At 42.8% G+C, this 25,884-nt stretch carries 20 protein-coding genes and 2 riboswitches; of the genes, 7 read left to right on the forward strand and 13 right to left on the reverse strand.

Going from position 1 to position 25,884, the window contains the following annotated elements:
- Nucleotide 1: 1 nt before the first annotated feature.
- The 6 genes from AC57BQ_RS27000 to AC57BQ_RS27025 all read right to left on the reverse strand — a co-directional run bounded on the left by AC57BQ_RS27000 (nt 2) and on the right by AC57BQ_RS27025 (nt 6,681).
- Nucleotides 2-886 (reverse strand): UbiA prenyltransferase family protein, encoded by an 885-nt coding sequence (locus AC57BQ_RS27000; RefSeq protein WP_496409192.1) that lies wholly within the window; start codon nt 884-886, stop codon nt 2-4.
- 32 nt (nt 887-918) lie between these two features.
- Complete coding sequence (locus tag AC57BQ_RS27005; RefSeq protein ID WP_496409193.1) at nt 919-2,196, reverse strand: metallophosphoesterase; 1,278 nt, start codon at nt 2,194-2,196, stop codon at nt 919-921.
- A 59-nt stretch (nt 2,197-2,255) separates the two neighbouring features.
- A complete protein-coding gene (locus AC57BQ_RS27010) occupies nt 2,256-3,764 on the reverse strand; it encodes a sigma 54-interacting transcriptional regulator (protein WP_496409194.1) in 1,509 nt (502 codons plus the stop codon).
- A gap of 12 nt (nt 3,765-3,776) precedes the next feature.
- Nucleotides 3,777-4,154 carry a VOC family protein gene (locus tag AC57BQ_RS27015; RefSeq protein ID WP_496409195.1) on the reverse strand — a complete coding sequence of 126 codons (378 nt, stop codon included), beginning with the start codon at nt 4,152-4,154 and terminating at the stop codon, nt 3,777-3,779.
- Nucleotides 4,155-4,236: 82 nt separating this feature from the next.
- A complete protein-coding gene (locus AC57BQ_RS27020; protein ID WP_496409196.1) occupies nt 4,237-5,334 on the reverse strand; it encodes a vWA domain-containing protein in 1,098 nt (365 codons plus the stop codon).
- 468 nt (nt 5,335-5,802) lie between these two features.
- Nucleotides 5,803-6,681: a carbohydrate kinase family protein gene (locus AC57BQ_RS27025; RefSeq protein ID WP_496409197.1), complete on the reverse strand. Its 879-nt coding sequence runs from the start codon at nt 6,679-6,681 to the stop codon at nt 5,803-5,805.
- A gap of 171 nt (nt 6,682-6,852) precedes the next feature.
- On the opposite strand from AC57BQ_RS27025, the gene AC57BQ_RS27030 reads away from it, so the two are divergent.
- A complete protein-coding gene (locus AC57BQ_RS27030) occupies nt 6,853-7,272 on the forward strand; it encodes a YybH family protein (RefSeq protein ID WP_496409198.1) in 420 nt (139 codons plus the stop codon).
- 118 nt (nt 7,273-7,390) lie between these two features.
- On the opposite strand, the gene AC57BQ_RS27035 is transcribed toward AC57BQ_RS27030, so the two are convergent.
- The 3 genes from AC57BQ_RS27035 to hemW form a co-directional block, all read right to left on the reverse strand.
- Nucleotides 7,391-8,272: a cupin-like domain-containing protein gene (locus tag AC57BQ_RS27035; RefSeq protein ID WP_496409199.1), complete on the reverse strand. Its 882-nt coding sequence runs from the start codon at nt 8,270-8,272 to the stop codon at nt 7,391-7,393.
- Between the two features lie 300 nt (nt 8,273-8,572).
- Nucleotides 8,573-9,121, reverse strand: coding sequence for a fasciclin domain-containing protein (locus tag AC57BQ_RS27040; protein ID WP_496409200.1), 549 nt, complete (start codon nt 9,119-9,121; stop codon nt 8,573-8,575).
- A 211-nt stretch (nt 9,122-9,332) separates the two neighbouring features.
- Nucleotides 9,333-10,454 (reverse strand): radical SAM family heme chaperone HemW, encoded by a 1,122-nt coding sequence (gene hemW, locus AC57BQ_RS27045; RefSeq protein WP_496409201.1) that lies wholly within the window; start codon nt 10,452-10,454, stop codon nt 9,333-9,335.
- A gap of 222 nt (nt 10,455-10,676) precedes the next feature.
- Between hemW and AC57BQ_RS27050 the strand changes: the two genes are divergently transcribed.
- Entirely contained in the window at nt 10,677-12,185 is a 1,509-nt protein-coding gene (locus tag AC57BQ_RS27050; protein WP_496409202.1) for a M60 family metallopeptidase, read from the forward strand.
- Nucleotides 12,186-12,278: 93 nt separating this feature from the next.
- On the opposite strand, the gene AC57BQ_RS27055 is transcribed toward AC57BQ_RS27050, so the two are convergent.
- Genes AC57BQ_RS27055 through AC57BQ_RS27070 form a run of 4 tightly spaced genes read right to left on the reverse strand, consistent with a single transcriptional unit; the run spans nt 12,279 to nt 17,227 of the window.
- Nucleotides 12,279-13,565, reverse strand: a complete 1,287-nt coding sequence (locus AC57BQ_RS27055; protein ID WP_496409203.1) for a cation:proton antiporter — start codon at nt 13,563-13,565, stop codon at nt 12,279-12,281.
- A 9-nt stretch (nt 13,566-13,574) separates the two neighbouring features.
- A complete protein-coding gene (locus AC57BQ_RS27060; RefSeq protein ID WP_496409204.1) occupies nt 13,575-14,393 on the reverse strand; it encodes a serine O-acetyltransferase in 819 nt (272 codons plus the stop codon).
- A 7-nt stretch (nt 14,394-14,400) separates the two neighbouring features.
- A complete protein-coding gene (locus AC57BQ_RS27065; protein WP_496409205.1) occupies nt 14,401-16,323 on the reverse strand; it encodes a family 2A encapsulin nanocompartment cargo protein cysteine desulfurase in 1,923 nt (640 codons plus the stop codon).
- Nucleotides 16,307-17,227 (reverse strand): family 2A encapsulin nanocompartment shell protein, encoded by a 921-nt coding sequence (locus AC57BQ_RS27070; RefSeq protein ID WP_090471241.1) that lies wholly within the window; start codon nt 17,225-17,227, stop codon nt 16,307-16,309. The genes AC57BQ_RS27065 and AC57BQ_RS27070 overlap by 17 nt, the downstream gene beginning before the upstream one ends.
- Before the next feature lie 149 nt (nt 17,228-17,376).
- Nucleotides 17,377-17,493: riboswitch (SAM riboswitch) on the forward strand.
- A gap of 611 nt (nt 17,494-18,104) precedes the next feature.
- Nucleotides 18,105-18,208: riboswitch (SAM riboswitch) on the forward strand.
- Nucleotides 18,209-18,436: 228 nt separating this feature from the next.
- On the opposite strand from AC57BQ_RS27070, the gene AC57BQ_RS27075 reads away from it, so the two are divergent.
- The 5 genes from AC57BQ_RS27075 to AC57BQ_RS27095 all read left to right on the forward strand — a co-directional run bounded on the left by AC57BQ_RS27075 (nt 18,437) and on the right by AC57BQ_RS27095 (nt 25,863).
- On the forward strand, nt 18,437-19,753 hold the full coding sequence (locus tag AC57BQ_RS27075) for a peroxiredoxin family protein (RefSeq protein ID WP_496409206.1): 1,317 nt from the start codon (nt 18,437-18,439) through the stop codon (nt 19,751-19,753).
- A 26-nt stretch (nt 19,754-19,779) separates the two neighbouring features.
- Nucleotides 19,780-21,102, forward strand: coding sequence for a peroxiredoxin family protein (locus AC57BQ_RS27080; RefSeq protein WP_496409207.1), 1,323 nt, complete (start codon nt 19,780-19,782; stop codon nt 21,100-21,102).
- 83 nt (nt 21,103-21,185) lie between these two features.
- A complete protein-coding gene (locus AC57BQ_RS27085) occupies nt 21,186-21,848 on the forward strand; it encodes a YceI family protein (RefSeq protein WP_496409208.1) in 663 nt (220 codons plus the stop codon).
- A gap of 181 nt (nt 21,849-22,029) precedes the next feature.
- Complete coding sequence (locus tag AC57BQ_RS27090) at nt 22,030-22,992, forward strand: cytochrome-c peroxidase (protein WP_496409209.1); 963 nt, start codon at nt 22,030-22,032, stop codon at nt 22,990-22,992.
- Nucleotides 22,993-23,100: 108 nt separating this feature from the next.
- The gene (locus AC57BQ_RS27095; protein ID WP_496409210.1) at nt 23,101-25,863 is read left to right on the forward strand and encodes a TonB-dependent receptor; all 2,763 of its coding nucleotides are present in this window, start codon (nt 23,101-23,103) and stop codon (nt 25,861-25,863) included.
- Nucleotides 25,864-25,884 lie beyond the last annotated feature (21 nt).

Consider the following 25,884-nt stretch of genomic DNA (forward strand, 5'->3'; position numbering starts at 1 on the left):
TCTAATGGCCAAAAAGGAACCGGAATGCCATCAGTATCACATATTGTAATATGAGCACCCCATCCATATAAAAGAAATAGTAATACTCATTCTTTTCCCAGGCCGATTTGAATATGAGCCAGCCTGTTAAAATAACGGTAGCAGTTAAGGCCCAAAAATCAGTACTAAAGCCATTAGCTCTGAACAGAAATAATAAAACAACATAGCCAGCGAGCAGAACCTGGCAAAACAGGTAGGCATTTTTTTCGCCCCATGCAACCGGGATGGTTTTTAAACCTTGTTTGCGGTCATCAAACAAGTCGCGGATATCAAAGGGAATGGTGAGGGCGCCGATAAACAGAAAGCGTTTGGCTATCAGGATGGTAATATCGTGCATGGAGATATCATTGATATGCAGATGTAATATCTCCAATACCGGGAACAGTACACAACTCAGTGTCCATACCAGCGTGATCAGGAATGGTTTTAAGCCGGGTATGTTACGAAGACCGAATTTATGATCACCAATAGTGAACAAGGGCAAGCCATAGGTAAATGATAAGCAACCCAGGAAAATGAGTAATATTTTTGATTCGGTAGTGATTAAAAAGAACAGGGGTACAAGGGATAGTAAAGACACAATAGTAAAGGTTACCATGAGCCTGTAGTGTGCAAAAAACCAGCGCACCCGTTTATATGGTGATGATTCGGGCTGTTTGGGGCGTGCAATAAGGATGCAAAAATTGTAAATGCCCAGGGTTGATGTAAATAGCAATGCTAAAACAGGAAACATCGGTTTTTCACCGACCAATTGAAAGGTGAGCAGGGCCTGGGCAACGGCGCAAAGCGACATGAAAATATTACTGAAGAGCAGAAAGTCAAAAACAGGTTGAAATATTTTTTTCATTTGTTATGAATATCCGCCTGCATTTTGATCTGTTAAGATCGGTTTCCCAAAGGGTCCTGGCCGGCTTTTAATGTAAATATCGTAATCTCCGGTAATATTCCAACCCTTCCTGCCAAACCAACAAAACCGTAGCCCACGTTCACGTATAATTGCTGTTTACCTTCCTGGTACAGGCCGGCCCACTCTTTGTAAACGTATTCAATAGGGCTCCATTGAAAGTAATCGGTACGAACGCCAAACTGCATGCCGTGGGTATGGCCCGAAAACATGGCATCTATTTGTGGGTATTGAGACAATATTTCTCCGCGCCAATGTGAGGGATCATGTGATAACAATAGTTTTACCGGGAGGTCATCCGTATTTTTGGTAGTCAGATCCATGCGGCCATATTTGGGAAACATACTCAATTCACCCCAGTTTTCAACTCCCAGTATGCCTATCTCTTCGCCATTTACTTTTAAACGTTTGTGTTCGTTAAGCAACAAATTCCAGCCCATATTTTTATGAGTGGCTATCAGATTCTCATGATCTTTCTTTTTATCGGCCAATGAATCCCATTTTCCGTAATCGCCATAATCATGATTGCCCAATGAACTATAAACACCCAACGGAGCTTTTACCTTAGAGAAAATGTCTTGATAATCGCTCATTTCATTGGCCTGCCCATTTACCAGATCACCGGTGAAAAATATGAGATCTGGTTTCTCCTTCAACAGCATCTCAACGCCGCCAAGTACTGCCTTTTTATTAAAAAAACTGCCCGAGTGTATATCTGATATTTGGCCCAGTTTAATACCATCAAAGGCTTTTGGCAAATTGGGCAGGTACATGGTTTGATATTTTACATGATAGTCATACAAACCTTTAGGCATGCTGATCTTGATGGCAGCCAGGGGTATGGCACCCGCAAGTAAGCCGGCTTTCATCAAAAATTCCGAACGGGGTATGGCGTGTTCCTGAGGGGGGATACTGATATCTTCGGGTTTTCTTTTTAACCTGTTACGTCGCAATACCAGCATCCGCCTCAGATCATCGATCATGAGAAAAGGCAAAAAGGATATTTTCCCTAAAAAGATCAGGAAAAAAGCCATCAATGCTGCTGCTCTTGGACCTACACCCAGGTTGATATAAACAGCCGATAGCAAAGAGGCTATTAAAAAAACAGAAATAAACCAGTAAAAAAAAGTAAAGTCGCCCGAGTGGGGCAACTTCCATTTTTTAAACGCGCCGCGTATACCGTGCAATACGTACAGGTCAATCAGCAGCAGTATAGTAACAATCAGTGTTATGTTGAGTGCCTGTTCCCTCATTAACTTTTATGCGTTTTCTTGGTATCAAGTAGCTACTTGATACCTAACCTTTGTTCAAATTAATAACGATCGTCGTCTAAATCAAGATCGTCTTCGTCATCGGGCTGCAAATTAAACAAACTGTTGAACATATCTGAAAACGCGAAGCCATTATCTAAGAAACCTTTGTTGAGTTGTGAAAACTCCGACAGGCCATGCAATACAAACTCCATCAGCAGTAGCTGTTGATTTTCGGTGAGGCGTGGATGTGTTTTTTTAACCAGGTCTTTTAATCCGGCCACCTCATTAAGGGCTTTTTTATAGTCCTGCAGCGGCATATCATCAACCAGTGCCAGGTTATTGCCTTCGCCAAACCAGTTTATAATGCTGGCATAAGGGTTTACACCTTTGGTCTTTTTAGCTTTTTCAGGGTCAGGGAAAAACTCTAGTAAAGAAGATTTAATGGCTTTGCCTATCAAAATGTTGGCCACTTTACCAGGGCCTTCCAGTTCGCCTTCATATACCAGTTCAATTTTGCCGGTGATGGCCGGTATCACCCCTAAAAAGTCGGTAATACGTACAAAAGTGCTGGTTTCGTTATTGATGATCATGCGGCGCTCGGCATTGCTGATCAGGTTTTCAAATGCAGAGATGGTTAAACGTGCTGATACACCCGATTTTTTATCGATATATTCAGAATTACGGGCTTCAAAAGCGATCTGCTCCACCAGGTTTTTTACCAGGCTATCGGCCTCAATATTGGCACGCTGCTCATCGGTAAGGGATGCTTCCTGCTGGGTGATCTTTCGGGAAATTTCAACCGTGCGGGGGTAATGCGTTAATATCTGACTTTCGATACGGTCTTTTAGAGGCGTAACAATGGAGCCGCGGTTGGTATAATCTTCCGGGTTGGCGGTAAATACAAACTGGATATCCAGTGGTAAACGCAGTTTAAAACCGCGAATCTGGATATCTCTTTCCTGGAGTATATTAAATAATGACACCTGGATACGGGCCTGCAGATCCGGAAGTTCATTGATCACAAAGATACCACGGTGTGCACGGGGGATCAATCCAAAGTGGATAACCCGTTCGTCTGAGTAGGTTAGTTTTAAAGTGGCAGCCTTGATAGGATCGACATCACCGATCAGGTCGGCAACGGTCACATCAGGTGTAGCCAGTTTTTCGGTATAACGCTCTGAACGGTGGATCCAGCCGATGGGGGTAGCATCACCTAATTGAGTTACCGCGTTATGGCCGTACCAGGAGATGGGGTTATACGGATCATCAAACAGGTCTGAGCCTTCAATATAAGGTATATATTCGTCCAGCAGGTTAACCAGCAGGCGCGCGATACGCGTTTTAGCCTGACCACGTAAGCCTAGCAGTAATATGTTGTGCCTTGATAGAATAGCGGTTTGCAGGTCGGGGATAACCGTGTCTTCAAAACCAACAATACCTTCAAAACCACCTTCGCGTTTTTTTAATTGAGTGATCAGGTTGGCACGTAATTCATCTTTTACCGATCGGCTTTTGTAATCCGTTTTTTTTAACTCACCAAGGGTTTTTATATCCAGTAGTTTATTCATCTAAATGCTTTGTTATAGGTAATTACTAACCTCGATCAGATTTTGATCGGGGTCGCGGAAATAGATAGATCGTATTTTGCCGGTTGCACCAGTACGTTCAAATATTCCCTGTGTTTGTATGTTCTTATTTTTGAGTTCTGCTTTAAGCTGTTCAATAGTGTCTGTTATGATAAAACAAATATCAATAGCACCGGGTGTAGGATGATCAGCTTTTGGCTCAAACTCCTTTCCTTTTTGATGCAGGTTGAGTTTTTGATTACCAAACTTCAGGGCTTTTCTATTCTCCCCAAATGTTTCAACCTCCATACCTAACACGTTTGTATAAAATGCGCAGGTTGTCTCTATATCATTTACGGTTAAAACCAGGTGATCTATACGGTCAATCTTCATTGCTTTGATTTCACTGATGCTTTTTTGATTTCACCGATTTTCTTCTGTCCTGATTCTTGACTCTAACTTCTTGTATCTGATCTTACCTTACCGATTTTCTTCTGTTTCTGGCATAATCCTCAAAAATGTACTCCCCTAAATTATTTAAAGAACTGTAAAAAGCCTTGCCGCCGTTGGTTTCCGTAAATTTACGAACAAACTGCTGCAGATAAGGGTCCTTAGCGATCATAAAGGTGGTAATAGGTATTTTTAAGCGTTTGCATTGGGCCGCCATATTCAGCGTTTTGTTTACCACTTTTCTGTCGAGCCCGATGCTGTTTTTATAGTACCGGGTGCCTTCCTTTAAGCAGGTAGGCTTACCATCGGTGATCATAAAGATCTGTTTGTTGTGTGTTTTACGCCTGCGGAGCAGGTCGGTAGCCAGTTCCAAGCCTGCATAGGTATTGGTATGGTATGGGCCAACCTGTAAATAAGGCAGGTCCTGTAAGGTAATGGGCCAGGCATCGTTACCAAAAACTACAATATCCAGGGTGTCTTTAGGGTATTTGGTGCGGATCAGTTCGGCCAAAGCCATAGCCACTTTTTTGGCAGGGGTTATCCTGTCTTCCCCATATAAGATCATGGAGTGTGAAATATCGATCATCAGCACAGTAGAAGTGAGGGTCTTATAATCCATTTCCTCTACTTCCAGGTCGCGTTCGGTCATCATAAAATCGCCAATGCCATGGTTAACCTGTGCGTTATGGATAGATTGGGTCATATCTATCTGATCCAAACTGTCGCCAAACTCAAACTCGCGGCGTTCGGCATTTTTTTCATCTCCCTGCCCTGATTGCGGACTGCGGTGATTGCCTTTACCTGATTTTTTGAGCTTGCCGAATATTTCTTCCAGTGCTGATTGCCTGATGCTTTGTTCTGTTTTGGCGGTGATGTTAAAACCACCGTTCTGACGGTCCTCGTCCAGGTAGCCTTTTTGTTTTAGTTCGTCAATAAAATCACCCATACCATAATCATCATTGGTAAGGTTGTATTGTTTATCGAGTTCATTAAGCCAGGCTAAAGCTTCGCCTGCATCGCCCGAAGTATAGTTGAGCAATTCCAGGAATAATTTTAATAATTCTTCAAATCCGCCTTTGGGGATCTGGTTTGGCTTAAATTTGGAAAATCCAAAACCGCGCATATCGTGTCCTTTCTTACATAAAGAAACGGATAATTATTCTTAAAAGTTTGGTTTGACAGGTACTAAAGCAAATTGTTAGGTAAGTATGACAATCTGATAGATGTGCAGATTTCAGATGTGCGGATTAAAAACTAAAAAACACGTCATTGCGAGCGTAGCGTGGCAATCCCCATTATACAGGGCGAGAATGTATGCCGTATAGCGCTCAATTGCCGCTAGGGCTGTTACTTTGTCTTGATACAAAGTAACCAAAAATCAAGTCAGCAGAAATGCTTCTTTGCGTTCATGGCCTTTGCCCCGCAAACCGGACAGAACCAGGGCTGCATTTATTTTGCGCTACTTCGTTCGCCCTGTCCATCGCTTCAGCAAAAACTTGCTATGTCCCGCATCTGCACAGGCCACCATTGTTCTGCCCGCTTTCGTCCGAAGCTGTTCTGCTGACTGGGGGGAGGGAAAGTTTTGAATTTTTTACAAATATGCTAAGCTATTCAGCAATTCCGATGGGTAAACTGGATTGGCACCACGCTGGCTGGCCACAAAAGCCCCTACAGAACATGCTTTATCAACAATGGTTTGCATAGGGTGATTGGCCAGTAAACCAGCTACAAAAGTAGCCAGGAAAGCATCTCCGGCACCTACTGAATCGCTTACTTTTACAGGGCAACCCGGGCTTTCATAAAATTCATGGTCGTGCCATACAATGGCACCGTTTTCGCCACGGGTTACGCAAATGGTTTGATTATGATATTTGGAACGGAACTCAGTGATCTGATCGCGCAGTGAATCGCTGCTGCCACCTATCAAAAGGGTAGCTTCCTCCTCGTTCATCTTTACAACATGGGCACGTGCCGCAAGTGTTTCGATGGTAGATAATGTATAGTGCGGCGGCCTGAGGTTTACATCAAAAATTTTCAGCGCGGGTGTTTCATCAAGCAGGTTAAGCAGTGTTTCGCGGGTGGTGGTATCGCGGCAGGCCAGGCTTCCATACACAATCGCTGATACTTTTTTGCCGGCTGCGGTTAATTCATCAGTGGTTTGGATATTATCCCAGGACACAGGGGTGGGTATAATATAGGTTGCCTGGTTGTTTTCGTCAAGCTGCACCGTTACCTCACAGGTTGGTAACTCATCATCGCGCTGTATAAGGGGGGAGTTAAGACCGCTTTTTTGTAAAAAATTGACCAGACCATCGCCACTACTATCTATACCAACTGAGCTTGCAAAAGCAACACTAACGCCCTGCTGCACCAAATGTCTTGCCACATTCATGGGAGCGCCACCGGCTTTTTTACCATCGCCAAAAGTATCCCATAAAACTTCGCCGAAGCTTAATACTTGATTGTTCATAAAGTTGATGTAAAGTTTGGTGTAGTATAGCTCAAATATAACAGGATTTTTAACAGGATTTACCGATTGGAAGGATTAAACGAATTTTTGACATTGCCCGGAAATTAAAAATCTGCAGGATCTTTTTCATCCAGATCGTATTCATCCGCTAAATCCTGTTTATATTAGGGTATGAAAAAATACATATTATCCTGTTTCCTAATCTTGATCTCCTATTTCGCGCAAGCCCAGGACAGGCAGGCCATACTCAAAGTGATGCATGACCAGGAACTGGCCTGGAACAAGGGCGACATTGATGGTTTTATGCAGGGTTACTGGAAATCAGATTCGTTGTTGTTTGTAAGTAAAGCAGTGCCCAATTATGGATGGCAAACAGCGCTTGATCATTATAAAAAAGGCTATCCGGATAAGGCAGCTATGGGGCAGCTTAAATTTACCATATTACAGGTAAAAGTGCTGGATGCCACCAATGCCTTTTTGTTTGGTGGCTGGAAATTAACGCGTGCAAAAGATGCGCCTGGTGGATTTTATACTTTATGGTTCAGAAAAATAAATGGGGAGTGGAAGATCGTGTGTGATCATACATCGTAAGGATATGAGATGTTAGATATGAGATTTGAGACGGAAAAGCTTCAACAAAAATAGCGATGAGTGAAATCATCGCTATTGCATATTTTAAACGTATAACGTAATACGTCCAACTTACAACTTAAAAAGGTTTCCCGGCAGCCAATTCGCGGTTAGCCCATTTTACGGCCAGTTCTTCGCGGAATTTGGCATATTTTTCTTTGAAGGCCATTTTCAATACGCTGTCAACTCCACCTTTGATGGCCAGGTTATACAAACTGGCAGCTTTGCGACTGATAGAAGCATCCCAGGCACGCAGGCTCAGAGAATATGATCCGTCGATATATTTCATCCAATGCCAGTAACCGGTAGGCATAAACAAGGTATCGCCATGCTCTAAAAATACTTCAATACCCTCTACGCCATCCAGCGCGGGGAATTTTTTGACATCCGGATTTGCCACATCATAGTCCTCCAAAGCGTAGGTAGCGTTCGGGATGCAGTATAAGCGACGTTTCCATTTGTTTTCAAACAGGATCACGTGCTTACGGCCGCCAAAATGCGTATGAAAAATGTGCGGCAGATCAATATCGTAATGTAAAAAAGTAACGGAATTGGAACCGCCGAAAAACATAGCGGGCATACTTTCTAAAAAACCACCCATCAGGTCTTTTGGCAATACGATGTCATCCAAAAGTTGAGGAGCTTGTTTGAAAATATTAAAGAAGAAGATCCTGAGCTCGGTAGGCTGGCTGCGAATCATATCGATATAATCATCAAAAGGCATTTCGGTTGCCGATGAGTTGATGGGTTTTGAAGGATCGGCTTTTGAATTGTCGTATAAGGGCACCACCTTTTTGCCTACAACCTGCTTTAAATATTCCGGTGTCCATTTTTCGCGGGCGGGCCAGCTTTTGGTCAAGCCTTTTATAACCAGCGGACGGCGGGGATCTAAATAGTTCTTCTTAAAATCTTCAGGAGAAATATTTTCAACAGTATCAATCGGGTGGAGGATAAAACTCATATTGTAATTGCTTTTCGGCTGTTTTATTTAAACTAATTTAACTTAAATACCGAAAAGCAAACAAAATAACGAAATAAAACCCCAAAAGGTATAAGCTTTTATGTTAAAAAATATAATTGACCCTAAGATTTGCCAGCCATTAATGCATTTTGTGCACGCTTAATAGCCAGTTTTTCTTTCCAGTCCATGTAGTCTTTTTTAAAGCGAGCCTTCATCAGGTTATCAAATTTGCGCTAACGCATAAAAAAGCCCGATGCTTTCGCATCAGGGCTTTGTATTAATTTTATTAGGATGTTTAACTTAATTTGGCATGAGTACAGTGTTAACTACATGTATTACGCCATTGCTCTGATTAACATCGGCAATGCTGATCCATGATTTGCCGCCTTTCTCATCCACCAGGTATAACTTTTTGCCTTGTTCCATAACTGTTAAAGTTCCACCACTTAGGGTACTCAGTTCGGCTTTGCCATTTCCGTCTTTTACCTTTGCCAAAAGATCGGCCGCGCTTAGTTTACCGGCGATTACGTGATAGGTTAAAATTTTTATTAAAGTAGCCTTGTTTGCGGGTTTAACCAGGTTATCGACAGTGCCGGCTGGCAATTTGTTAAATGCTTCATTAGTCGGTGCAAACACAGTGAATGGGCCTGCTGATGATAATGTAGGCACTAAACCTGCAGCTTTAACAGCAGCTACCAGTGTGGTATGATCTTTTGAGTTAACAGCATTTTGAATGATATTTTTTGTAGGGTACATGGCCGCGCCACCTACCATTTTTGTTTGGGCGTTGGCTTTAAGTGTTATTGCAGAAGTTGCCAATACTAACGCCGCTATGATCAGTTTTTTCATGATGTGATTAGTTTATCAAATTGTTTTTAAATGACACCTAAAGGTGCTGGTTTGTTTTGTTTTTCAATGTAACAAAACTATCACGAGCTCTTGATGGTTTTGTTAAGTTTTATAATAAGCGCTATTTGAAAGAAGATACGGGGAGCATTACACAACGGTTTTATTGATCCCATTAATTCTTACAACCTGCCGATCTAAATACTATAATCAATTAGAAAAATAGGCCAGCAGCAATATTATCAGCATAAAGTTTACCGGTAGGGCTAAGGTATAAAATGTTATCCTGTTGATTTATCCAGCCATTATCAAAATACTGCCGGGCAGCAATAAGCAATGGAGTTGCAGATGCTTTGGCTATCGCATTCAATTTATCCAGATTGAGGCCCCACATGGTACGTATGGAGGTCATGATATATTCATTCAGGCGATTCTCTTCCGTGAGCGTTTCGGTTTCGGCCGGGAGCTTACCGGTTTCAATGCTTTGTATGTATTTGGCATTATTGGCTATATTCCATTGCCGGGCTTCGCTGTTAAAGGAATGAGCCGATGGACCTATGCCCAGATATTTTACTCCCTGCCAGTAGTTGGAGTTATGCCTGGAATAATGCCCGGGTTTGCAAAAGTTTGATATTTCATAATGCTCAAAACCATGATCGGTCATCGCGTCCATCAATACGGTGAACTGGGCTGCACTCTGCTGATCATTCATGGGCGGTTGCTTTTTTTTGCTGATGAAGGCCGCCAGAGCGGTTTGCGGCTCAACGGTCATGGAGTAGGAAGATATATGAGGGATTGATAGATCAAATATCTTATCCAGGTTTTGCTTCCACTTGGTATCCGTCAGCAAAGGATAGCCGTAGATCAGATCGGCAGTGATATTTTCAAAGCCTGCATCCTGAACCCTTTTAACAGAAGCCTCGGCATGCCTGCTGCGATGCGCCCGGTTCATCCAAAGCAGATCTTCGTCAAAAAATGATTGGATCCCAATGCTAAAGCGGTTTACATCGGTTTGGCGAAGTGCTTTTACTTTGGCATCAATCAGGTCGTCGGGATTAGCTTCCAATGTTATCTCGGCGCCGGATGATACCGTGTGCAGTTCTGTAATCGCATTGATCAACTGGTTGATATCATCAGCTTCCAGTAGCGAGGGGGTGCCACCACCAAAGTAAATGGTTTCTACAGTTTCATTATCCAGATAGTTTTTTTGCAGTTTAATTTCTTTTACCAGCGCATGCAACAGCTCGTCTTTGTATTTAAGCGAGGTACTAAAATGAAAATCACAGTAATGACATGCCTGCTTGCAAAAAGGAATATGTATGTAGATACCCGCCATGTGGCAAAGTTCATAAATATATTTAGTAAATGATATTAAGTTAAGCGTAGTTTCAATGAAGAGAATTTAATTTAAATAACTTATCAAACGTTTGTGCGGTATTTTATTACGATTGTTATTATCCGCACTCTATATTTAGGACACCAAGATCTAATGATTATTGCTAACAAGATCAGAAATAACCTTGTACTAAAATTTATCACACACGCATACAATCAATTCATGAAGAAATTATTAGCCATTGTGTTTTTAGCCGCCGGGCTTTCTGCCTTTGCTCAAACTGCCAAAAAAGATCCGGCAACAGTTCTTATTTCTCCTCAGCAACCCCTTTCTAAAAACGATACCGATTTTAGAAAGGCAATAGCCAAATGGAGCGATGAAACATTGAAAAGTACCAATTATAAAAGCGTCAAAGCACAACCTTCATCAGCAATTTTTCCGGGCGCGGTAAAACCAGGTTATCAATTGGTAAGCCAAACTGTAAGTATCTCGCACAAAAAAATAGCTGATAGCCTGGTAGGCATTGTCTCCACTTTAGGCTATTCGGGTTATGATCATGATATTATGTATAGTACCGGCTTGTATGCCGTAGCCGGGCAATATATTGAGATAGACGTACCCAAAAATACCAATACCGATAATTTGGAAGTGCAAATTGGCGCTCATAGCGATAGGCTGAATTATTGGGTAGCAGGCACTGAGGATTGGCGCCGTATGCCCATCATTACCAAAACACAAAAATTGGTGGTTGGTGTAAACAAACTGGCTTCGCCTTTTGGTGGTTTGATCTATATTAACCTAAACCCGAAAAGCGAAAGCAGAAAAATTGATCTTAAAATTAGCCATGCCGTAGCCGCCCCGCTTTTTGTGTTGGGCAAAACCACGCAAAGCGATTGGGAGAACCAACTCAAAAATAACAAAGCGCCCTGGGGTGAAATGGCTACCGAAAATGTAATTTTAACCTTGCCCGATAGTGTTTTGCAAACCGTTAAAAATCCACAGGAAGTAATGAAGCTTTGGGACCTGATTATTGGGGGCGAAATGGACCTTGCCCAAATGCCTTTACCATTTTACAGGGCGCAACGTTTGGTTCCCGATGAGCATATTGGCGGTGGCTATATGCATAGTGGTTATCCAATAATGATACATCACTCCCCTACAAAACACATGTTATCCAACGAAATTATGGCCAACCCAGAGCTTTTGATGAAGCCCAGCGGTGGTGGGGCCAATTGGGGCTTTTTTCACGAAATAGGTCACAATATGCAAAACCTGAACTGGGTATTTGGCGGTACAACAGAGGTAAGTAACAACTTTTTTTCGGTGTACATGTTTGACAGGTTGATGGGTGGGCGAGACAACGCGCATACAGCAATTTCAAACGCCAATACACAAAAGCAGATGAAGAAATATTTTGCCGAAGGTGCTAATTACGGAAAATGGAAAAAAGACCCGTTTTTGGGTTTAATCATGTTCCGTCAAATGCAGGAAGGCTTTGGTTGGGAAAGCTTTAAAGCTTTTTTTAGAGAATACCAAAAAATTGGACCAGGCATCGGTGAGTTAAATGATCAGCAAAAACGAGATCTATGGGTGAAAACCTACTCAAACATTGTAAAAAGAAACCTGGCGCCATTTTGGAATACCTGGGGTGTAACCATCAGCGATAGTGTAAACAAAGAGCTTTCTGTTTACCCGCAATGGATGCCTTATAATTTCCCACCGCAAAACTAAAATGGTGAGGTGCTCTATCAAATAAAAACAAACGTTTGTGTGGACAATACCGAGCCCTTGACCATTTGATTCGGGAATAAAGACTATTCTGATTTATTCATCCGCGTTAACCAGATGTGTTAAAGGCGACGTAGATACTTGTAAATCTTGTTCTTTTAAAAAGTAGTATTTCATAATCGGGCCGGAGATGATCATGGTCACCACGGTCATCACCACCAAGCCCTCAAATACTGGCTCGCTGATTATCTTTGCCTGTAAGGCCAGTAAGCCCAAAACAATTTCTTGGGAGCCTCTGGCATTCATGCCGAAGGCCACCGCTATTGACTCGTTTTTGGTCATGCCGCTCAAGGCGCTGCCAATTCCGGCACCTATGAGCTTTGCAAGGCAAGCAATGATCAGGATGATGACCACAACCTCCAGATTAAAATTGGCGATAAAGTTGAGCCTTAATCCAACCGAAGCAAAGAATAATGGCGCGAGCACGTTGATGGTAAACTGGTGCAGCACATGCTTATGTTTTTCGGTAAAGTATTCCGAATCATTAATACCTACGCCAACTAAAAAAGCGCCAAAAACGCCACGAACACCAAGACCCTCTGTGATGCAGGCGCTAATGAGACATAAGCAAACGGCTACGGTAAGTACTCTGCCCGGTTTATTTTTCTTGCCCGCAAATGCCAGTAGTTTATGCATGAGCCAACGCCCTGCGGTTAACATAAAAATGGCATAAACTATAACGGTGCTCACCTTCCAAAAAGAAGCCTCCTGTTTACCGGCGTTCATGAGTTGAATGATCACCGAAAACAGTATCCAACCCAAAAAATCATCAACCATAGCGGCGGTAAGTACAATGTTGCCTATGCGGGTATTCAGAATATCCAGGTCAAGCAGGATCTTGGTTATGACCGAAAGCGCGGTAATGGATAAGGCCGTGCCAAAAAACAGCGAGGTTACCAGCTGATTGTTAAAGCCATTGGCAAAATGACTTTGGTACAGAAACCAAACGGAGGCAAACCCGATAGCAAACGGAAATATAATGCCGGTGAGACTTATACTGATAGCTTGCTTGCCATTTTGGCGGATCTGTTTCAGATCTACCTCAAAGCCGGCAATGAACATGAGCAGGATGATACCGATATTAGCTATCCCGTCAAATGCTTCAAAGGCGTGAGGGGCCGAAATGAAAATGCCTTTGAACAGATCCGGAAAAAGTAATCCCAGAAGGGTTGGTCCTACAATGATACCTGCAAAAATTTCGCCTATGATGGCCGGCAATTTATACCTGCGGCAAAGCTCGCCAAGTAAACGCGCCGGTACAAGGATGATTAAAAGTATGAGTAAAAAATGTACGATCTCTGCCGAACTGAGTTTGGAAACCATGATAAAATATTATTGCAAACTTTCTTTTACTTCTATCCTAAGCTGATGCGTGTTAAACACATGCGAGTAAGGTTGAACGCTTTTTGTTAAAAACACACTCCCGCCAATTACGCTATGGTGGCCAATCACCGTTCGGCCACCCAATATGGTGCTGCGTGCGTAAATGATCACATTATCCTCCACTGTGGGATGACGTTTGACATCTGATAATACCTTGCTAACCTGCGATGCTCCCAATGTTACCCCCTGGTAAATGGTAACATTTTTGCCTATGATACTGGTTGCTCCAATGACAATACCTGTACCATGATCAATACAAAACGGAACGCCAATAACTGCCTTGGGATGAATATCAACCCCGGTTTTACCATGTGCATGTTCGCTCAATATTCTTGGTAAAATCGGGATGGAAGCCTGCGTTAATTTATGAGCTATACGATAAACCGCTATTGCATAAAAACCTGGATAGGAAACGATAACCTCATGTACGCTGATAGCTGCCGGATCATTTTCATAGATCATAGATGCATCATGCCGCAGATCTTGGTAAATTTCATTGAGCGAATCATAAAAAAGATTTACTGCTTTTTGTATATCGATATCCCTTGGATCAAGATAGCTGAGCAGAATGTTCTCCAGATCAATCTGGTTCTTTTTCAAGTGCCCGCCATAAATGGACAGTTTGTTTGACCGGTTATTCGGGAACAGGAACTCAAACAGATCAAATAACCAGCCGACACAATCGCGGATGGATGGTGTAGCTTCCCACTCTGCTTTATGGGTTTGATAAAGCAGCTCTATGAAATTGTCGAATTTATCGTCCTTCATATAGCGGTTATCGTTTAAGGTTGTGAAGCGTGTTCACCAGTAGGTCAATTTCGGCACAGGTATTATAAAAGGCCAATGATGGTCGCACCGAGCTTTCCACACCAAAACGACGTAATATGGGTTGCGCACAATGATGACCCGAACGTACCGCTATGCCTTCTTTATTTAATGCCGCGCCAACATCTTCGGTTTTATAACCATCCAATACAAACGATATTACGCTTGCTTTGTCGGGTGCCGTACCGATCAAACGTAATCCTTTAACCTCTTTTAAAAGCTGGGTAGCGTATACAAGCAGATAATGCTCATACTTTGCTATAACAGGCATACCTATTTTAGTAACATAGTCGATAGCTGCACCAAGGCCAACGGCGTCGGCAATATTGCCGGTTCCGGCCTCAAATCTGCCGGGAGCATCATGATATTGGGTATGCTCAAAAGTTACATCCTTTATCATATTGCCGCCGCCTTGCCATGGTTGCGTCTCGTTAAGCAGATCCTCTTTGCCATACAACACCCCGATACCTGTTGGGCCAAAAACTTTATGTCCCGAAAAAACAAACCAATCGGCATCAAGTGCCTGTACATTGACTGGCATATGCGATACTGATTGAGCGCCGTCAACCAGCACTTTAGCACCGGCAAGGTGTGCCAGCTGTATGATCTGCGCGGCTGGGGTAACGGTACCCAGGGCATTTGATACCTGCGTAAATGAAACCAGTTTGGTTTTAGGGCCAAGCAGTTTCACATACTCGTCAAGCAATACCTGCCCGTCATCGTCAACCGGGATTACTTTTATTTTCAGTCCTTTCTTGGTTGCCAGTTGTTGCCAGGGCACAATGTTGGCATGGTGTTCCAGGTGGCTTACTATAATTTCATCACCGGGATGCAGGTTTTGTTCACCCCAACTTTTGGCTACCAGGTTTATAGCTTCGGTAGCTCCACGCACAAAAATGATCTCATTTATGGAACCTGCATTCAGGAAGGCCTGTACTTTTCTGCGTGCGCTTTCGTAAGCATCAGTAGCCCTTGCGGCAAGTTCGTGAGCCGCCCGATGAATGTTAGAGTTTTCGTGTTCGTAAAAATAGCTGATACGGTCAATTACCTGTTTTGGCTTTTGCGTAGTGGCAGCATTATCAAGCCATACTAATTGTTTGCCGTTAACACGCTCCTGTAATATTGGGAAATCGCGGCGGATAATATTTACGTCAAAAGGGAGATCTATAATACTACTGATCCCTGCTTTGGATGTTTTATCGGGGTTCTGTTTTACACTTGGTAAACCATGGTTGCCATTCAAAAAGTAAAATGGGATCTCGGGTGTTAATGGCGCCCCATTAAAAGGAACAGAAGTACCGGGGCTGGATGTGTTTATACCAGTAAGCACCTTTCGTAGCTCAATTTCAAAATGCTGATTCTGTTGATACGGGAGCTGTGTCAGATTATCGGGCACTACGGATAGCTGTTCAATAGGGAATTGCTGCTTTGTCGGAGTATGTGGGATCAAGTCTGTTTTCTCTAAATAAGAATCATAACTAAAGCCTTGTGGTGTAGGTAATTGTCCACCAAAAACAGGTGTACTGTACACAGATACAGGGGGCAAAGCTTGTTCGTTACTTTTTAAATTAGGATCGGCAAAGCTGGTTTGCGGATCTTTCAGATTTACGGCATTTCCCTGGTTTATGGCTGATGGCGAGATTCCGCCACCTCCAATCGTACTCGGTGGAATGGGTTGATCAGGTGCGGCGTGCGGTGTTGGCGTGTCAAATGAGCCACTACCTGGCAGTTCGCCAGGCAGTGCTGAACCCTGTTGTGTAAAAACTGGTGAATGACTAAAGAAACCCGTTGGCCCGGCTTTAAAAAGCTGATTGGCCAACTGTTCCAGTTCCTGTGCACTGGGTAGGTTGTCTGGATTAATATTTGTACTCATGATAATTACCTAAATCAACATCTTCTAAAACAGCAATAGCATCATCAACTAAAACAGCCAGGGAGCAGTAAAGCGAAACCAGGTAAGAGGCGATGGCTTTGTTGTTGATACCCATAAAGCGTACTGATAAACCAGGTGACTGTTCTCCGGGAAGACCGGGTTGATACAACCCTACCACACCCTGACGGCTTTCGCCTGTGCGTAAAAGAATGATCTTTGATTTGTTGTTTACTATAGGTAATTTATCAGAAGGAATAAGCGGGATACCTCTCCAAGTAATAAATTGCGAGCCAAAAAGTGATACTGTTGGCGGCGGTACGCCCCGGCGGGTACATTCGCGACCAAAAGCCGCAATGGCCAGCGGGTGCAGCAAGAAAAATCCAGGTTCTTTCCAAACTTTGGTTATGAGCTCATCCAGATCATCAGGGGTAGGGGGGCCGAGCCTTGTCTTAATTTTCTGAGATGGGGCGATACTGCTCAGTAAACCATATTCAGTATTGTTGATCAATTCGCTCTCCTGTCTTTCCTTAACTATTTCAATGGTAAGGCGCAGTTGCTCGCTGATTTGATTATAAGGTTTGCTGTACAGGTCAGAAACACGGGTATGTACATCCAAAACGGTGTTAACAGCGCTCAGGTTATACTCGCGTGGATTTTCTTCATAGTCAACAAAAGTAGAAGGTAGTTCGCGTTCATCGCGCGATGAGCAGTCAACTTCTACATTGTTGGCGTCAACAACTTTATTTAGTCTGTAAACACCAGATTCAACAGGGATCCAGTTTAACAAATGAGTTAACCATCGTGGTGTAATGGTTGATAATTGCGGAACAGTACGTGTTGCTACGGCTAACTGTCTGGCTGCTACATCGCCAAGGGCTGTTTGTTTTGCTTTTTGATCGGGCATTTTTTTGATAGTAAATAGTTGTTTTAAAGAGTGATTTGTGAGGAGCTGTTCAATCAATGGCTACCTGCTTTGCAATGATAAGAAATAAAATATATTAAATCTATAGGATTTATAGATTTAATTATATATTTGCCACATCAGTTCTTTAATGCTTATCGAGATAAGACGGAGGGAAAGGCCCCATGAAGTCTTGGCAACCTGTACAAATTTTATATGATGTAAAAGGTGCTAATTCCTGCTCCTGCTGAAAAGGAGAAAGATAAGAAGCTACAGGTTTATATAAATATCTCTACAGCTCTTTTCCCGGTAAGTTTTATAGAATACAAATTGATAACTGAAAGATAAAAACCAGGTACATGAAATCCTATAAAACCTTAATCACTGATCATGCAGGTATGTGTTGTTGCTAACCATTTAATTGTTCAGCAATAAAAACAGCATAATACTTTAATTAATATAGATTAACAGATCAATCGCCACCACTTGAACTGTTAAATGGATCGCAAAGCCGAAGGTCATCTAAACCGCATGCTTTGGATCCAACTTATCAACAAATACCATGAATCTGAAATTGAATTTTATCACTAAAGCCCGCATACAGAATGGTGGCATCCTTTTCTGTTGTTACCAGTATTGTTAATTCGCACAGTTCATTCCGGAAATTGATCCTGAAATAAGATCAACATCCTGGCTGTACTAAGTGCGTTGCTTTGCTATGGTGGTAAAACAGGCGTGTGCTGTACAGTCCAGGATGTTGATTATACTATAAAATATGAACTAATTATAAAATATACTACTAAATCTATAGATTTACTTGTAATTATAAATATTCTTGTTATCTTTACAGCATTCTAATTAACCCCACCATTAATTAGTTGATTTATAAAGACGAAGGGAGAGGAAGTCTCGATGATCTTCAGCAACTTTTCAGTTTGAAATAAGTGCTAAACTTTTTTCTAAATTTTTTTAGAAATATAAATTAACTATCATCATGAAAACAGTAAATTATCTACAATCTTATGTGCAGCCGGCATCGGGCTTACGATGTTGCAGCATTCAGTTTGCCTTTTGGTTTTAAGCATCAATCGCTAAAGTTTTTTGCGTATTTCTTTTTCCGGCCTTTGCAATAGGCCTAGGGAATTCTTATGCCCAAATTTCAAATCAGGCAATTATCACACTAAACTTCCAATAACTAAATTTTATAAAAATATGAACATTCACAATTATTTAACTAAAGCAAAATACCTGTCGTTAGGTTTGCTGATTAGTGGCGCAACCTTAGCTGCCGACAAAAATCCCCCCTCAAAATTTATTAAAGAAGGTGTATGGCGAGGTGTGTTTACCGTAAGTGAATCACAAGTGCCATTCAATTTTGAACTAAAAGGCAAAGATGCTGAACACGCTGTATTTACCCTGATCAATGGTTCGCGCCGTGATAACTTCCATGTAAAAGCAATAGGTAAAGATTCTGTTTACATTAAAATGAACACCTATGACGCTGCTTTGGTAGCTAAAATTGAAGATGATGGTAAAATAAGCGGCGAATACCGAAGCTTAGTACCCGGATTTAGAGGCAACTCACTCCCGTTTACCGCCGAATATGGTAAAAGCTATCGTTTTGTGGAACCAGGTAAAGACGTTGCCCCAAAAGCAGATCTTTCCGGTAAATGGGAGATCAAGACCTATAGTAAAGAAGCCGTCCCTGCATCTATCGCCATCTTAAAACAAAAAGGTAATAAACTTACCGGGGTTGTTATGACCGTAGTAGGTGACACCCGCGAACTGGAAGGTACCATTCAAGGCGACGAGTTTGCCCTGAGCGGCTTTACCGGCCCAAGTCCGTTTATCATCAAAGGAAAGATCAATGCCGATGGTTCGATCAGCGGTGAGGAGGGTTTTGGCATCTACAAAAACCTGAAATTTGATGCCGCCAAAAACGAAACAGTTGAATTGCCGGATCCTTACAAGCTTACATTTTTAAAAGAGGGTTATAAAAAACTTGATTTTTCCTTCCCTGGTATTGATGGTAAACCGGTTTCGCTGAGCGACAATAAGTACAAAGGTAAGGTGGTTATTGTAGAAATTATAGGTACCTGGTGCCCCAACTGCACCGACCAGACGGTGTTTCTTTCTCCCTGGTTCAATAAAAATCACCATCGTGGCGTAGAAGCTATTGCACTTGGTTTTGAGCAAAAAGACAGTCTTGACTATGCCAAATATACTTTAGGCAAGCTCAAAGAAAAATATGCTATCAACTATGATATAGCTTTTGGCGGCCTTGCCGATAAAAAACTGGTTGCTCAAAAACTTCCCGCACTTAATAAGTTCATTGCATTCCCTACAACTATTATTATCGACAGAAATGGCGATGTGCGCGAAATATATACCGGCTACACAGGTACGGTAACGGGTAAATATCACAAGGATTATGAAAAGAAATTTAACCAGTTGCTGGATAAATTGATAGCTGAGCCTGCACCTGAAAGTGCCGCGGTAAAAGATTTGGCCGTACACCCATCAAACTAACTATTAACCTATCTATAATTGATCAAATGAAAACACTCAATCTGATTACCTCATTCAAATGCCTGACAATAGGCCTGTTGTTTAGCGGAGCTGCCATAGCTGCAGATACGCCTCCGTCTGCAAAATTTATAAAGGAAGGCGTATGGCGTGGCGTATTTACTGTAGCCGAGTCAAAAGTACCATTCAACTTTGAGTTTAAAGGTAAAGATGCCCAACATGCCGTATTTACCTTGCTTAATGGAACCCGTCGTGATGATTTTCATGTGCAGCGGATCGGGAAAGATTCGGTATTTATAAAAATGAATACCTATGATGCTGCCCTGGTTGCCAAAATAGAAGATAACGGAACCCTGAGCGGCGAGTACCGTAGCCTGGTGCCGGGTTTCAGGGGCAATTCCTTGCCTTTTACTGCGGAGTATGGCAAAAGCTACCGCTTTGTTGAACCTGGTAAGGATGTAGCGCCCGCGGCCAACCTAACTGGTAAATGGGAGCTTAAAGTTTATTCAAAAGAACAGGTGCCTAATAAGATCGCTATACTCAAACAAACAGGTAATAAACTTACTGGTGTTATTTTGCAGGTAACCGGCGACAGCCGCGAATTGGAAGGTACTGTTCAGGGTGATGAGTTTGAGCTATCAGGTTTTACCGGACCAAGCCCTAAGATCTATAAAGGAAAGATCAATCCGGATGGTACCCTAAGCGGCGAAATAGGACAGGGTATTTATGATAATACCAAGTTTGATGCCGTGAAGGATGATAAAGCCGAATTACCCGATCCCTACAAGCTTACCTATTTGAAAGAGGGCTACAAAAAACTCGATTTTACTTTCCCTGATCTAACTGGAAAACCGGTATCATTAAGTGATGCCAAATACAAAGGTAAAGTTACCATCATTGAAATTGTAGGTACCTGGTGCCCTAATTGTACCGACCAGACTGTATTTCTATCACCTTGGTTCAACAAAAACCACAACCGTGGTGTAGAAGCCATAGCCATAGGTTTTGAGCAAAAGGACAGCCTGAAATACGCGCAGTATACCTTAGGGAAACTGAAAGAGAAATACAATATCCAGTACGATATCCTGTTTGGTGGCCTTGCCGATAAAAAGTTGGTGTCACAAAAATTACCTGCCCTGAATAAATTCATCGCTTTCCCTACCACCATTATTATTGATAGAAAAGGTGACGTAAGGGAAATATACACCGGCTACACTGGTACGGTAACAGGCAAGTACTATGCAGATTACGAACAGAAGTTCAATAAGCTTTTAGATGAACTGATCGCGGAACCGGTCCCGGCCAGCGCCTCAGCAACAGATTCAGAAAGTAATACACAAAAAGGTAAATAATCATTATACATTCCCGGTAAAGTATTGTGCTTTACCGGGTAACATTTAACATATTGAAAATAAATACAACAAAACTACCCACCATGACAACTAAATTAACCATCGCAGTTTATTCAACAGCTATTATTTCCATAGCCACTTTAGCTACAGCTTTTACCCCAAATACAATCGCAATCAATCCTCCAATAAAAACTATTGCAGCACACAAACATTATAAGGCTCAAAGTTTTAAGGTTGATAATCAGGGTAGTAAGCTTACATGGCAAGCTAAAAAAGCAACTGGCGACCATAACGGGGAAGTTAAAATAAGTAACGGCCAGTTTACAGCCGAAAATAATGTTTTAAAAAGCGGCACTTTTGATATCGACCTGAATACCATTACTGATGCCGACCTTACCGATCAAGCCTCGAACGATAAACTGGTGAGTACCCTTAAAAGTGAAACTTTTTTCAGCACCGATAAATTTCCAAAAGCAAGTTTTGCAATAGTATCTGCAACTAAAACATCTGGTAATCAGTATGATATTAAAGGTAAATTAACCATTAAAGGTATCACCAATGATGTGAGCTTCCCGGCAACCTTAGCTATTAACGGCAAGAAATTAAATGCTACTGCCAAAATTACAGTCGACCGAACCAAGTATGATATCAAATTCAGGTCGAAGAACTTTTTCGAAAACCTGGGCGACAAAGTGATCTATGATGATTTTGACCTGAATGTAAACCTGGTAGCCAACGCGCAATAAGGCCTGGCTTTTTAACAGATTTTAACAAAATACCACGCAATTAAAGCCGCTTTATGGAGCGGATGGCCATTGTTTTGACTAAAAAGACATCAAAAAATCCGAATTAGGTGGTTAGTGAACAATTAGCCGGGGTTGCTCATGTGCGCCCCGGCGAAAGTTCCCCGGAATACCTGTAATTGATATGAAAAAGAAAAGCACGTTAGTGATTTTAACTGTATTTAGTTTAATGATAAGTCTCACCGGATTTATGAGCGGCAGGGATGAAGTGCAGAACAAAGAGCAACTGGGCGAGAAGCTTTTTTTCGACCCGATATTGTCGTTGGATAAAACCATCAGTTGTTCATCCTGCCATAAGCCTGAATTTGCTTTTGCAGATACCGCAACTTTTAGCTTAGGCATCAAAGGGAACCTTACCGCCAGAAATTCACCGGGCCTTACTAATCTGTCTGGTCGGCCACATCTTTTTTGGGATGGGCGCGCTTCCTCTTTGGAAGAGCAGGCTATGGGGCCTATCACATCAGCCACAGAAATGGGCCTGTCGTTGGATGAGGCGGTTAAAAGATTAAATGATGATGTTGTTTATGCAACGGCTTTTCAAAAAGTATTTAAAGCGCCGGCCAATAAGGATAACCTGCTCAAAGCTATAGCTTCATTTGAGCGTACGCTGGAAACATCAAACAGTCCTTACGACCGGTACATTAATGGTGATGACAATGCCTTATCCGCATCTGCCGCGCGGGGCAGGCTGTTGTTTATTGGTAAAGCCAACTGTAACAATTGCCACTCTGGCGAAGATTTTACGGCCGACAGGTTTAAAAGCATTGGCCTGTACAACGGGAAGGATCTGAACGACCCGGGCCGGTCGGTGATCACCAAAAACAAAACCGAAGACGGCGAATTTAAGATCCCGAGCCTGCGCAATGTGGCTGTTACTGCGCCCTATATGCATAATGGTAAGTTTAAAACCCTGCGCAGCGTGGTGGAGTATTATAATGACCCTTCGGCGGTAGTTAAGGATGGTATTAACCGGGACCTCTCGCTTGATAAGCCTTTGAACCTCAGCAGCAGCGAAATTGATGATATTGTTGAATTTTTAAAAGCGCTCACCGACGACCGCTTTAAACAAAAGACCGCCGCTAATTGAAAATATAATCCCCTATCCAAATAATTAATTGATCCGGGCATCAGCAGGGTGCTGGCAAGTGTTTTTCGCCTTGCCCTGGCCACAGCTTTGCCTTTAAACTATTGTAAAATGAAGAAAATATTACTCCTGTTTTTATTTCTTAGCCTGTACTACGGGCAAAATGTATGGGCACAAAAACGAACGGTAAGCGGTATAGTAACCTCCGCCGATGATAAAGCACCGTTGCCCGGTGTTTCGGTGACTGTGAAAGGTCTTAACCAGGGAGCGGTGACCAAAGCCGATGGTTCCTTTGAGATCGTGATCCGTAATGGAAAATACCTGGTGTTTTCCTTTATTGGCTTTGAAAGCCAGGAGGTGGAAATTGACGGGATTAAAAATTTCAACATTAGTTTGAAACCGGCCGGAAACGCATTGAATGAAGTGCAGATCGTGGGCTCCCGTAATGCCAACCGTACCAAACTCAACTCAGCATCACCTGTTGATGTTATTGATATAAAACCCTTGCTGGAATCTGCCCCGCAAGTAAGCGTAACGCAGATATTGCAATATATATCGCCGTCTTTTCACTCGGTTAACGGCAGTAATGCGGGCGATGCGGGTTCGGCGTTGAGTTTGGCCCAGTTAAGAGGACTCGGCCCGGATCAGGTACTGGTATTAGTTAACGGAAAACGCCGGCATAAAAGTGCAAATGTAAACTATGGGGGCTTGGGTAACGGCTCAACCGGGTACGATCTTAACTCCATACCTACTGGTTCAATAGATCGTATTGAAATACTTCGTGATGGTGCCGCGGCCCAGTATGGATCAGACGCTATTGCCGGGGTGATTAACATCGTACTGAAGAAAAAAACAGATGACCTGGCGGTGAGCAGTACTGGTAGCACCCGCCGCCGTGGTGATGGCGCGGTAACACGTACCAATGTTAATTATGGGGTTGGTTTGGGCAACGGAGGGTATATCAACGTTACTACAGAGTATGCCACCCAGGCTATTTCGCTGCCGGCGGGTAAGGCCGATGCTGGTCTTTACAACGGTCCGATATACGGTGGTGGCGCCAACACTCGTGGCTACGACGCTATTTATACCAAAGATATTGACGATGCTATTCTAAAAAGCCGTGGCATCGACCGGCACTTTTTTGATCAGCGGGCCAGCGGCTCCAATGCCGGGCAGGATGCTTTATTATTTTTTAATGCAGGTCTTCCTTTAAAAAACTCGGCCGAATTGTATGCTTTTGGTGGCATCAGCAGTCGTAACTCGCAGTTTACGGCCACTTATCGCCTCCCGGGTTGGACATCCAGGAACAATAACTTTATTTATCCCGATGGCTTTTTACCGGCCATGGAAAACAACATTGTAGATGAATCATTAGCCATAGGTTTAAAAGGTAAAGTAGGCGACTGGAATGTAGATTTCTCTAACGTTTATGGTAAAAATATTTTTGGCAACCGGGTTGATAATTCATTGAATGCCAGTTTGGGTTTAAAAAGCCCTACCAGTTTTGACGCCGGTAGTTATAATGCCAGCCAAAACACAACAGCTTTAGATTTTACCCGCTATTTTGATAAAATATTAAAAGGGCTCAACATAGCCTTCGGAGCGCAGCACCGGGTAGAGACCTTCCAGATCAAAGCAGGGGAGGAAGCTTCTTACTCCAAGGCAGATCAACGAACCATTGTTGATATAGATACAACTACCGGTGGCATCCCTTACCTGTCATCGGCTGGTGTCACCTCCCTGAACGGCCTATCGGCGGGTTCACAGATCCACCTAGGTTTCAGGCCCGAGAATGCCGTTAATGTAAACCGCTCGGTAACCGCCGGTTATGCCGATGTGGAATTGAATGTAACTAAAGAGTGGCTGGTGTCTGCCGCGGGCAGGGCCGAATATTTCTCGGATTTTGGTAATGTATTTACCTGGAAGGCGGCAACCCGATACACTTTTGCACCCTGGTTAAACCTGCGCGGATCTGCCAATACAGGTTTCCGTGCGCCCGACCTGGCGCAATCATATTACACTTCGGTATCCACCACCTTTCAGCAGGGCAGGGGTGTTGATATCCTGACCGCGTCAAATCAAAGTGCTGCGGCAAGGGCTCTGGGAATTCCCAAACTATCGCCCGAAAAATCAAAAGGGTATACTATTGGGCTTACCTCGGCACCCAGCAGTAACGTGGAACTGACCGTGGATGCGTATCTCATCAATATTGATAACCGGGTGGGCAATACAGGCAACTTTACCGCTACTGATGCCAACCTGCCAGCTGATGTAAAAGCATTATTTCAACAAACCGGCGCGGCACAAGCCAATTTTTTTTATAACGAATTTAGTACGCGCACCAAAGGAATTGAGTTTACCGGCAGCTATAATGTATTGCTGAACAAAGGAAGTATCAACTTTTTATTCGGTGGTAATTTTGCCAAGAACGAAGTAACCAAAGTAAATACTCCAAAAGGCCTGGAAGCCTATAAAAATGTGATCTTAAGTCCGGGCGAACGCGCCAGGGTAACCACTAATATCCCCGGTCAAAAAATTAACCTGCAGGGTATCTACAGCATAGATAAATTTACTTTCCTGGCCCGTACGGTATACTTTGGCAGTGTTACAACAGCCACATTACTTAGTGCTGCCGATCCGCTTAACCCGGTTTATTTCTACCAAAGGCTTAAACCGATATGGGTAACCGATCTGTCGGTAGGATATAAGTTTACCGCCAAACTACAAGGCACCGTAGGGGTAAATAATGTATTCAATAGCCTGGGCGATTATTCTGATCCAACCATATCGGGCCTGCGTAATCCTACTGTTGTTGGCATTCAAAATGGCAGCGCAGGGATCCAGCCATTTGTGAGGTTATCAGCCCATTTTTAATCATTCATCATACAAAACATG

It is taken from the genome of Mucilaginibacter sp. BGA-UO-ETr-C110 (assembly GCF_059567985.1).